Source organism: Streptomyces sp. NPDC099050 (assembly GCF_044759865.1).
Classification (GTDB): Bacteria; Actinomycetota; Actinomycetes; order Streptomycetales; family Streptomycetaceae; genus Streptomyces.
The window spans coordinates 1-10713 of sequence record NZ_JBIWAE010000053.1; the positions used below are offsets into that span (position 1 = coordinate 1).

The window sequence follows — 10713 nt, forward strand, 5'->3', positions numbered from 1 at the left end:
GCTTGGTGCTGGTCATGAGGGGTGGAACTCCTATCGGGCCCTCTCAGGCTAACCCGACAAAGCGGGACGTCTCACCCAAGGCTGACAGAGAGGGCCTGGTGTCCGGGGAATGCGGATTGCGGTGACATCGCAGCGCAGATCGAGGCTTCATGAAGGGCGGGACTGTTGACGTCGGTCATGGGGGACGGCCCGGTAGGCGGGAGGCTGTGTGGGTGGGAGCAGTGTGCCGGAAGGCCATGGCCCGGGTCGAGTTGTGCCGCTTGGGTTGGCGCGTCGTCAGGCGGTGTCACGGCTGCTGATGCTGGAAGCGCAGGGTGAGCTCCGTACGGAGCATGCCCGGCTGGTGGCGTCCGGGGCGGGGGTGTCGTTGCGGACGGTGTGGCGGTGGCTGGCCGCAGCCCGTGAGGAGGGCCGTACGCAGGCTCGGGAGCGGGAGCGTTTCACGATCACGCCGGAGGTCCATGCGCGTCTGGCGCGGTGGTGCGGGAACGCGGCCGCTGTGCACCGGGAACTGCTGGCCGAAGCGAGCGCTGTAGCGGTTACGACGTTGGGTACCGGACGCGGGGCGGCGGGTGTGCCGTCGTTGGCGACGCTGCACCGGGCGGTGAGAAGGGATCTGAATCCGGGGCAGAGGGCGGCGTTGTCGGGTGGGGAGCGGGCGAGGCGACGGAGCGATGTCCATCTGCGCCGGCCACCGACGTGGCGCAACGCGTGCTGGGAAGGCGACCACAAGCACGTCCCGGTCGAGGTCGACCTGGATGGCGAGCTGGTGTTCCCGTGGGTGACCTGGTTCATCGACTGCGCCACGAACGCGATCACAGGAGCCGCGGTCACCCCGCACCAGCCGTCCCGGGACGCGATCTTGGCCGCGCTCAGGATCGCTCTGTCCCGTGACGGCGACGGCCCGTACGGGCCGATCGGCGGTTTGCCCGCGCTGGTACGGATCGACCGAGGGCAGGACTTTCTCTCCCGCACCGTCTTCTCCGCGCTCGCGACGTTCGCCGTCCCCGTCTACCCCGTGGAGGCCTATCAGCCGCATCTGAAGGGCACGGTGGAGAACCTCAACCGGTGCGCGCAGCACATGCTGTTCGCGTCACTGCCCCGCTACACCCACCAGCCCACGGACACCCCCCGCCCCCGAGACCGGTCCAAGGACACAAGCCGGGCGCTGGCGTTCACCGCGTTCGTCGAGATCCTGCTGGACTGGGTGACCTGGTGGAACACCGAGCACACCTCGCAGGCGCTGGACGGGCGGACGCCGCTGGCGGCATGGCAGGACGACCCGACACCGGTCCAGGACGCCGATCCCGCCCTGCTGTGGGCGTTCACCCTAGAAGGCGACGGCCGCATACGCGCGCTCACCACCAGCGGGGTGCGCTGGCGCAGCCGCTACTACGTCGGCGACTGGATGACCGGACTGGCCGGTGCCGGGCTGCGGGTACGCGTACGGCACGTCCCGCACCACGACCACGAGATCGAGGTCTTCGATGCAGCCACGGACGCCTACCTGGGACCGGCCTACCTGTCCGACGCGGCCACCCCGGAGCAGCGTGCCGCACTGCGCCGCACCCGGGACGCGGAGAAGCGCCGGCTGTCGCGCGCCCTGACGGCGGCGAGCCGACGCCGCCGCGAGCGCTACGCGGCGGTCACGCGGGCCGAGGAGCCGAGGAGACTGGGGTCGGTCACCGAGGTTCAGGCGGGTCTGGAGCTGGCGGAGGCGGACCGCGGGGACCTGGCGGAGCTCGCGCTGCCGGACCTGATCCCGCCGGCCGCGCCGCCGTCCCACTGGCGGACTCCGGCCTCCCTCGCGGCCCGTACCCGGCCGCTCCCCCCACCCACGCGTCACGACGAGCCTGCCGGTGAACGGGAAGCCGGTGCTCTCCCGGGTGAAGGAGACCAGGGGCCTGGCGGTGGTGTCCGGTGACCGCGCCCACCTACCAGTACGTCGATCTGCCCGGCTCGTCCATCGTGTCGACGAAGGCGCTGCTGACCGCGCGGGAGAACATCAAGGACACGGTCGCGGCGCGGGCGATGATGTGCATCCACGGCGACGCCGGTTTCGGGAAGACCCTCGCAGTCAACACCTGCCTGCGCGAGCTGGAGTCCGAGGACGGCGAGGAAGTGTGCCGGGTCGTGTTCCGGGCCCGCCCCACCGCCCGCGCGGTGCGCTACGAGCTCTTCGACGCGCTGGGCCTGCCGGGCGAGCCTCCCCGTCACCCCAGCGAGTTCGACCGCCTCCTGAAGACGGTGCTCGCCGAGCGGCCCCGCACGTTCCTGGTGGATGAGGCCCAGTGGCTCAACGGGGAGGCCTTCGAGTACTTCCGCTACCTGTGGGACGAACCCTCCACCCGCATCGCGATCGTCTTCGTCGGCGGCGCCGGCGCGCACACGGTCCTGCGCCGCGAGCCGATGCTCTCCTCCCGGATCTTCATCTGGCAGAAGTTCACCCGCCTCTCACGCGCCGAGGTCCTGGAGACCGTCCCCCTCTTCCACCCCGTCTGGGAGGACGCCTCCGAGGCCGACATCCGCTACGCCGACGAACGGGCCGCGCACGGCAACTTCCGGGCCTGGGCGCAGCTGACCGCCCACGTACGGACGGGGATGGAGCGGATGGACTGTCCGCGCCCGGACCGCAAACTGCTCCGCTGGGCCTTCAGCCGCCTCGTATGAACCCACCACCCACCACCATTCAGCCGGGCCTGGCGATCGTCTTCGACTCCGGGGACGACGCCGCCTTCACACACAGCGCGCTGGCCGCCCACCACCCCGCGACCGGCCGGATCACCCTCCACCCCGGCCCGGGTACGACGAGCGACACCGCCCTGGCCCACGACCTGATCCTCGCCTTGGGTAAACCCGCGTACATCCCGGGCCGGTTCCCCCATGGCCGCCCACCGCTGTGGGAGGCAGCCGCCGCGTGGACGACCGCCTTGGCCGTCACCCGCCTGACGGTCCTGCGCGCCCACCTCCTCGACGAGCGCCGCCTGAAGCGCATCCTCACCCTGTGGCGGCAGACCGCAATCCACCTCACCCTCGTCGTCCACCGCCCCCGCCTGACGGCCGTCCTGGACCGCGCTGTCGCCTCCGTGCCCTATACCCGTACCACCACCCTGGCCGCAGCCCGCGCCCTCTACGGCGACGAACCCGCACCCCAGACCGACGCCGAGCCGCCTGCCGCAGTCGCGGTCGGGCCCGGTGTGGGGCCGGGCCGCTGGCTCACGCTGTCTTCCCTGGACCGGCTCGTCTCCTACGACAGCCCCAGCCCCTGCACGGGCCCCTGCAGCCCCGGCCTGATCGACTGGAAACACCGGCCCGCCCCCACACCCCTCACCCCCGCCCAAGCAGAGGAAGCCACTCGCCGGATCCACACCGCGACCGCCCACCCGCAACTGGCCGCAGCACTGGCCGCCACTCTCTTCACGGGCGCTTCCTTCCAGCAGCTGGCCACGGCCCGAAGCGACGACTTCCACGACGATCCAGCCCTCCTCGCACTCCATGACCAGGCCCGATTCACCGACGGCTGCGCCACCCACCCCGTCCCGCCCTGGGCCACTGTCTTCCTACGCGCCGCCGCCCGCTACGCCCACCTGACCGGGACTGGCCACCTGCTGGCCAGCCCGGGGGAGCGCCCGGCTGTCCTGCGCCTGGCCGAAACAGCCGGGCTGCGCCCTCCTCAGCCACCCGGCGCCGAACGCGCGGGCCGCAACGGCGCCGTGGTGTGGGACTGGCGCGAAGTACGGGAAGCCCACGGCTACTGGCCTGTCCCGGCATCTCGCTGACCTCTGCCGCAGACCCGGCGGCCTCTACGCGTCACTGGAGGGCGAACTCGATGAAGTCGATGTCCTCAAGGGTGACGTGGAGACCGTGAGCACGGTGACCGGCCTCCCGGAAGTAGAGGTGTCCCAGCGCACGGCCGAGGATCAGCTCGTGCTGCTCCTCGCTGACACCGGCGTCCAGAGCGGCGAAGATCTGCTGAGTCACCGCCCCGTTCAGGCGGCCGGTGATGCGCCGCAACCGCGGATCGTCGGAGCTGGCGGGGCCGGCCTTGAACCCAAGCCGGGCGCGGGTGTGGACGACCACACCGCCCGCCTCGGCCGCGGCCCGCCGCCGCGCACGGATCAGCGGCTGCCAGCGGGCCCGCACCACATCCGCGATCCTCTGCTCGTGACCGGGGTTCGGACGCCCCCGGCTGCCCGAGTCGCGGGCCACCCACCGCTGGACAGTCCGCTGGGACACGCCCAGGACGGCGGCGACCTGGCGGGTGGAGCCCCGCTCCCACCGCAGCAACGCCTTCAGCTGATCCGCCGTCGTCACCGGCAGTGGCCGTGTGTACAGGAGCCGCTCCAGCCCGTCACCTATCGCCCGCGCCATCCCACCCGCCCCTTCCGGCACAGCATCCCGAGTCCCAGCAGGTCCACAATTCCTACAACCGGCTGGCGTCGGGGCCGTATCAGGCATACCGCTGTCGCCGAGATGCCCGTTGAGGTAAAGCGCCTGTCCAGCCCCGTGCGAAGCCGTGCTATGCGGTCCCGGCCAGTACGACGTCCGACCGCTTCAGATCCTGCGAGCCGACCTTGATGCAACCTGAAGGCCAGGATTACCTCGTGCCAGCCCTGTTCGGCCGGGTCGGTCGGCTGCGAGGGTGGATCATCCCGCCAGGCAGTGCTGCTTCCCAATGCAGCAGCCGGGCGGCCGCGACAGAGGGTCCGTCTTCGGAGCTTGCCTGACCTGCACACCGAGGGCCATTACTGTCACCAGGATGACTTCGATACCTTCCGACGTCTTGTCACGCGCCCTTGAAGCCCCAGTGGAGCCGCCCCTGAGGCTGCTGCCGCCCGTGGTGGCGGAACTGCTGCGCTCCCTTCAGGCCCCACCCCGGTTGGCGGCGCACCTGCGCGCGGTCCACGACGTCGCGGTCGAACTGACCGACTGGGTGTCAGACCGGTACCCGGGCCTGGCAGTGAACCGCGATGCCGTCCTCTTCGGCGCGGCAACCCACGACGTGGGTAAGTCCTTGCACCCCGAGGAACTCTCCGGGCCCGGATCAGCTCACGAGGCCGCGGGCCGGAATCTCCTTCTGGAGCATGGCGTCCCGCCCGGCCTGGCCAGGTTCGCCGCCACCCATGCCAGCTGGGACGCCCCCAACGTGACGATCGAGGATCTCCTTGTCAGCACGGCCGACAAGGTCTGGAAGGACAAACGCGTCCCCGACCTTGAGGACAGACTCGTACAAGCGCTGGCCGCCGCGACCGGGCGCGAGCCCTGGGAGGAGTACCTCGCTCTCGATGATCTCCTCACCCGTCTTGGCGCGGACGCCTCCCATCGGCTGACGTTTCAGGCGACCTTCCCCGTCAACCAGTGACCGTCCAGCACGCCTCTTCCGACTCCTGTCCTCCATCCGCTGGGAGTGCCTTCAGGCCGACTCCACCCCGCAGGCCCAAAGGACGTGGCCCACGCAGCCGGGGGCCACGATGGTGTAGCAGCGGCGATCACGTAGCAGGACCCAGAGGACGCTTGCGCGCCGTCGGGCACGACTACTGCCCGGCTCGGCGTTCTCCGCGGCCCAGTGGCGAGGTCGGTGAACACGGTGGCGGGGCCGCCCGCGGTGCACCGTGCGCGCCGGCTGGCTGTGCTTCGTCGTGCCTTCTCGCGTCAGGTGGAGGTGTTGAGGATGTGGCGGATGATGGCCGCGGCTTCGTCCGGGTGGTGGTCGAGCCAGTCGGTGAGGTGCTTGCGGACGACTCCTTGGATGTAGGCGTCTGCTTCGGGATTGCTGAGCTTGGTCCGGGTGGCGCCTTCGAAGACGGGACGGGCGACCTTCACGGAGATGACCGCGGTCAGGCCCTCTTGAACGGCTTCGGCGGTGACGGCTTCGTCGTCTGCGGACAGATGGTGTTGACGGCGGGCGTAGTCGTTCACGATGTTCGTGAGTGCGGTACGGAAACCCTGTTCGTGGGTGCCGCCTTCATGGGTGCGGGTGGTGTTGGCGAAGGAGTGGAACCCTCCCGTGGACCAGGTGTTCCACTGCATGGCGACCTGAACGAAAACCGTCGCATCTTCGTTCTCCGACTCGAAGGCGATGGCGGGGGAGTGGACGAAACTCGGAGGGTAGGGGTTGAGGTGGGCGACGTAGGCCTGAAGCCCGTCCGAGTGGTGGTAGCGGACCGGCCGCTCCGGACGCTCGTCGGTGAGCGAGATGGCCAGGCCCCCGTTGAGGAAGGACAGTTCCTGGAGGCGCTCCGACAGAGTGGCGAACGAGTAGCGGGTGATCTCGAAGATGTCGGCGTCGGGGAAGAACACAATCGCGGTGCCGTTCCCACTGCTCTCCTCGTTCCTCGTCAAGGCAGTGATCGGGGTGCCTTTCTCGTACTCCTGGGTCCAGCGGTGGCCGTCTCGGTGGACCTCGACCGTGAGCCGGCTCGACAGCGCGTTGACCACGCACAGGCCCAGGCCGTTGATGCCGCCGGACACCGAGTAGCCGGTATGGGGATTGGGACGGAAGGACAGCTCCGTCAGTTCGCGTTCGACGGCCGGCTTACCGGTGGACTCCTCCACCTCGACGGGCAGGCCCCGCCCGTTGTCCGCGACGCGAACGCCGCCGTCCGCGGTGATCGTGACGTCGATGGTGTCGGCGTGGCCGGCCAGGTGCTCGTCGACGGCGTACGAGACGACCTGGAACACCATCTGGTGCAGGCCGCGCTCGCTGGTCGAGCCGATGTACATGCCGGGGCGCCTGCGTATCGCCTCGCGGCCTTCGAGAACCTGGATGTGACTGGCGTTGTACTCATTCACGTTCGCGGGCTGACTGGGGTTGCCGGACTCGGTCATGAAACACCCTCCCTGGGCCGTCCTGAGCATGCATGTGAGCGGATGTCACAGAAGCAGCTGAAGCTGCTTCCACGCCGTCGCCGGTGCATGCCCATCCTAGGTATCTGAGGGTAAATGCGCAGGTCAGGCCCTATTCGGCGAGGTTCCAGGTGGTCGCGTCCACGGCTTTGCCGCAGCCGTCGCTCTGGGGGTCCGCTGCTGGCAGCGGAGCAGCGCGAAGGTCCCGCCGGAGGCGCGCGGGGGGCGTTCTCGGCTGGGCCTGAGGTGCCTTTTCGCGCGGATTCCGGCAGGTTGCAACTCGCTACTGCGCCCAGTGGATGCGGAGCTTCGCGAGGGCGGCGAGCTGGTCGGTGGTGAGCTTGTCGCGTCGGGTTTTGGTGTTGGAGATCCATACGCCGAGCTTCACGATCACCGGCTCGGCCTCGCCGTCGACGGTGATCGGTTCGCCGTGCCCGCGCGGCACCGGCCGGTGGGGGCCTTCGCGCTCGACCCACTGCGTGAGGGCCTCCAGGCCCCGCTGGAACGCCTGCTGCGCTTTGCTCGGACCCTTCCCGTGACTGGCCGCAGGGGCGGGAGAAGGGGCCTGGGCGGGCTGTACGCCGAGCTTCGACAGCTGCTCCTGCTGTTCGCCGGTCAGCTGCGCCCAGGTGCCGGGTTGTTTCTGCTGGGCCAGCCATTTGCCGAGGTTGTCGCCGTCGAAGAGGACGCCGGGTTCGATGGCCGGCAGGACGCCTCCGGCTTCGGTGTCGACGAGGTCGGCGAGGACGCGGTAGTGGCGCTGCCAGTCGAGCGGCCAGGGGCAGTCCCAGTCCTTGTCGATCGTGGTCAGTTGCGCCGCGCGGGTGGTCGCGGTGTCCTCGTTCTTGCCGAGGCCGTTCTTCGCGCCCTTCCGGCGCAGGTTGGCCATGTGCTGCCCGATGGGCACCATGGCCTCGGCCTCGCCCCACACGGCGTCCTGTCGGGGTGCGAGGTGTCCGGTGGCCCGCCGGAACGCGCGGAGCGCGGCGAGCTTGGCCTCCCACGCTTCCTCACCGGGCTCCCAGACCATGCCGGCCTCCGGCGCGTCGAGCAGCTCTTTGCGCCGGTCTTCGAGTTCGCCGGCGCGCAGGGCTTTGCGCTGCTGGTGGACCCATCGGCCGAGGGGGAAGTCCTTGGTGACGCCGACCTCGGTCTCGGTGTCGTACGGCACGGCGTACAGGCCGGTGACGGCGTTCTCCGTCCGCCACCGGATCAGGGCCTGGTAGCCCTCTAGCCACACGAGGCTGTCGGGCCGGTAGACCCGGGTGCGCAGGAACGCGGCGATGGTAGCGGCGTCGCGCGGGCTGGAGAAGTGGAGCAGAGCCGACTCCGCGGCGGCGTTGGTCCCGCCCTGCTCCTGGTTCTCGCTTTCGCCCCCGGCGCCGAGGATCCGCCCGTCCTCGTCGCGGCGCAGGTGGGTCTTGCCCCGTCCGCTGGTGAGTGCGCGGGAGGCGAGTTGTTCGACCAGGCGCTCGTCGTGGGAGCGCAGGCCTTGGAGTACGGCGACGAGGGGCTTGTAGCTGGCGGAGGCGACCATGTCCTTCGGGTCTTCTCCGGTCTCGAGGAACACGGGCACGATGATCCTGGCGATCTTGGTGGTGCCGTCGCGGTTGAGGCGGAGGGCGCGGCCGATGTTCTGGACGATTTCGACCTGGGAGCCGCGGGTGTCGGCGAAGCAGATGGCTTCGACTCCTCGCTCGCCGGTGATGTCGACGCCTTCGCCGAGGACGCGTACGGAGGCGAGGAACGCCCGGTGTACGCGCCGGTTTTCCGTGTCGATGCCGTTGGCGAACTGGCGCAGGACCTCGCGCCGCTCGGTGACGAGGTGGTCGCCGCACAGCCATGCCGACCACACCCGGTCCGGGGGCACGTGGCGGCCGGCCTCCAGTTCGTAGAACTCTGCCTCGATCGACGACTTCGGCAGCTTCTCCGCAGCCGCCAGGTCGGCGTCGGAGGCGTCGTTCATGTACAGCTCGGCGGCGGTCTCGGGGAGCTTGTCCGCGAACGCGCGGGCTTCTTCGACTTTCTGGTGGAAGGTCATGACCGTACGTAGGTTGTACGCCGCGGCGTGCTCCAGGAGCGCGGCCTGCAGCAGCGCCAGGCGCCGGCCTCGCCGCGCTTCCTGCGACTCCCCGAACACGGGCGAGGGGTCGCGGATCTCCAGGACGTCGATCTCGAACCCGGCGAGGATGCCCCGCTCGATCGCCTCGGAGAGACCGAGCTCGGCGAGCCACGCGCCGTAGGTGCCGTCCGGGTCGTCGGCCATGCTCGCGAGCTCCGGCTCCTGGCTGTCGGCGCCCCTCTGCGGCTGGGGGGAAGCCAGGGTGCGTGGGGTGGCGGTGAGGTAGAGCCGGAAGTCTGCGCGAATGCGGGCGTTGTCATGGATCGCCGCCCATGGCCTGCCAAGATCGCCTGCGGTTGAGTGAGCCTCATCGATGACGGCGAGCGAGAACCCGTCCATCCGCTGCCCGTACAGCCGCTCTCCGCCCGCCAGGGCGGCCTCCAGCGACCCGCGCACCTTCTGTGGGCCCTCGGGCCCCTCGGCGTCCTCGCGGTCGACGAGGGAGGCGTACGTGGCGAGCACGACGACCGGTCCGGTGCCGGCCCAGAGGGCGAGCTGGATCGGGTTGGTGGTGGTGCGCACGCCGAGCTCGTTGAGCACAGGGTCGTTCTCCAGCGAGCACACCGCGACCATCGGGGCCCGGTGGCCCACCAGCCGCCATGCCTGGGCGGTCTGGGCGAGGAGGTCGAGGGTGGGGACGGTGACGAGGATCCGGCCGGCGGGGAAGCAGTCGAGGGCGCTCGCGGCGGCTGTGATGGTCTTGCCGGATCCGGTCGCTGACACGAGGGTGCCGCGGGCGCCCTGTGAGGGGAGGGCTGTCCGTGTGGGGAATCCGACCCACTTCCGGATCGCTGACTTCTGGTCGACCTGGTGTTCTCGGAGCTGAACGACAGTCATAACGCCTGTTTCTGTGACGAGATGTTGCCCGCGAGGGGATGCTTGAGGTCCGCGTGAGAGTGGGGATTCTGGTGGTCTTATGCTCTGTGCGTGATCCGCCCCGTCTCAGGTCCTCCCACGTGGAGGCATCCGCTCGCATCCCTCCTGCTCACCATGCTGATATCCATCGGCTGGTACGGGATGCAGCCGGTGTACCCAGACTGTGTTTACTTCTCCCTCGGCCCTTCTAGCGAGTCGCCAGAACGGCCCCATCAAAGGGCAATTGATCAGGGTCAGTGCGACCCTGGTGTCTACCGCTGGAAAACCTGGACCGAGTAGCCAGGAACCTATGTCCAATTTCTTCCAATGGTACATGCTGCATCATTCTGATGCAGACGTTACAGTGGGACGCCACGGAGCGATGCCCGTCTACGAGGAGTCTGAGTGATCGAAAACCCGTGGACTCCTGCGCATCAGGCGGTGGAGTCGGGTGACCATGCCGAGCTGACCCGTCTCCTCGATGCGGGTGTGGACCCGGAAGAGGTTTGCTGCGGGATGACACTCCTGCTCCATGCGATTGATGTGGAAGGGGATGGGGCACTCCAGTCCGGCGGGCTGCTCGACTCGGCGCTCACTGCGATCCTCCTGGCCTATGGAGCTGACCCGACCGCAACACTTGATGGTGAGACTCCGCGTGAGTTGGCGTTCTCCTACAACCACGGCATGGCAGTCAGGCTCCTGGATCGGCACACAGCAGCCCTCGCGGCTCTTGCTGGCCGCCCGCGGAGCGGGCTGTGGTCCTGGAGGCGGAGCCGGAAGGACTGAGGGTGGGAGCGAAGCGGACACCCAACGGGCCGTAGGCCCGGGCCCCGTGAAACGGGGTCACTTCCCGCGCGCAGCGCGGGAGTCCCTGGGGCTGCGAAGCAGCC

General features: G+C 69.5%; 8 protein-coding genes. 5 read left to right on the forward strand and 3 right to left on the reverse strand.

The window, feature by feature from the left end:
- The first annotated feature begins 283 nt into the window (after positions 1-283).
- The 3 genes from ACIQV3_RS40065 to ACIQV3_RS40075 are packed head-to-tail and all read left to right on the forward strand — an operon-like array spanning position 284 to position 3779.
- Positions 284-1924, forward strand: coding sequence for a Mu transposase C-terminal domain-containing protein (locus tag ACIQV3_RS40065; protein WP_403722184.1), 1641 nt, complete (start codon positions 284-286; stop codon positions 1922-1924).
- The gene (locus ACIQV3_RS40070) at positions 1921-2670 is read left to right on the forward strand and encodes an AAA family ATPase (protein ID WP_403722188.1); all 750 of its coding nucleotides are present in this window, start codon (positions 1921-1923) and stop codon (positions 2668-2670) included. The genes ACIQV3_RS40065 and ACIQV3_RS40070 overlap by 4 nt, the downstream gene beginning before the upstream one ends.
- The gene (locus ACIQV3_RS40075) at positions 2667-3779 is read left to right on the forward strand and encodes a hypothetical protein (protein ID WP_403722191.1); all 1113 of its coding nucleotides are present in this window, start codon (positions 2667-2669) and stop codon (positions 3777-3779) included. The genes ACIQV3_RS40070 and ACIQV3_RS40075 overlap by 4 nt, the downstream gene beginning before the upstream one ends.
- Before the next feature lie 31 nt (positions 3780-3810).
- Here ACIQV3_RS40075 and tpg read toward each other — a convergent pair whose 3' ends face one another.
- The gene (gene tpg / locus ACIQV3_RS40080; RefSeq protein WP_403722194.1) at positions 3811-4371 is read right to left on the reverse strand and encodes a telomere-protecting terminal protein Tpg; all 561 of its coding nucleotides are present in this window, start codon (positions 4369-4371) and stop codon (positions 3811-3813) included.
- Positions 4372-4759: 388 nt separating this feature from the next.
- On the opposite strand from tpg, the gene ACIQV3_RS40085 reads away from it, so the two are divergent.
- The gene (locus tag ACIQV3_RS40085; protein ID WP_403722196.1) at positions 4760-5362 is read left to right on the forward strand and encodes an HD domain-containing protein; all 603 of its coding nucleotides are present in this window, start codon (positions 4760-4762) and stop codon (positions 5360-5362) included.
- Between the two features lie 290 nt (positions 5363-5652).
- Here the strand turns inward: ACIQV3_RS40085 and ACIQV3_RS40090 are convergent, their stop codons facing one another.
- Positions 5653-6828, reverse strand: coding sequence for an ATP-binding protein (locus tag ACIQV3_RS40090; protein WP_403722199.1), 1176 nt, complete (start codon positions 6826-6828; stop codon positions 5653-5655).
- A 301-nt stretch (positions 6829-7129) separates the two neighbouring features.
- Positions 7130-9805 carry a Helicase associated domain protein gene (locus ACIQV3_RS40095; RefSeq protein WP_403722201.1) on the reverse strand — a complete coding sequence of 892 codons (2676 nt, stop codon included), beginning with the start codon at positions 9803-9805 and terminating at the stop codon, positions 7130-7132.
- Positions 9806-10228: 423 nt separating this feature from the next.
- Between ACIQV3_RS40095 and ACIQV3_RS40100 the strand changes: the two genes are divergently transcribed.
- Positions 10229-10609 (forward strand): ankyrin repeat domain-containing protein, encoded by a 381-nt coding sequence (locus tag ACIQV3_RS40100; protein WP_403722203.1) that lies wholly within the window; start codon positions 10229-10231, stop codon positions 10607-10609.
- Positions 10610-10713 lie beyond the last annotated feature (104 nt).

What these genes read in the sequence shown, in the direction of transcription:
- ACIQV3_RS40090 (WP_403722199.1), bottom strand. Translation starts at nt 6,828, where the DNA reads ATGACCGAGTCCGGCAACCCCAGTCAGCCCGCGAACGTGAATGAGTAC.
- ACIQV3_RS40075 (WP_403722191.1), top strand. Translation starts at nt 2,667, where the DNA reads ATGAACCCACCACCCACCACCATTCAGCCGGGCCTGGCGATCGTCTTC.
- ACIQV3_RS40085 (WP_403722196.1), top strand. Translation starts at nt 4,760, where the DNA reads ATGACTTCGATACCTTCCGACGTCTTGTCACGCGCCCTTGAAGCCCCA.
- ACIQV3_RS40095 (WP_403722201.1), bottom strand. Translation starts at nt 9,805, where the DNA reads ATGACTGTCGTTCAGCTCCGAGAACACCAGGTCGACCAGAAGTCAGCG.
- tpg (WP_403722194.1), bottom strand. Translation starts at nt 4,371, where the DNA reads ATGGCGCGGGCGATAGGTGACGGGCTGGAGCGGCTCCTGTACACACGG.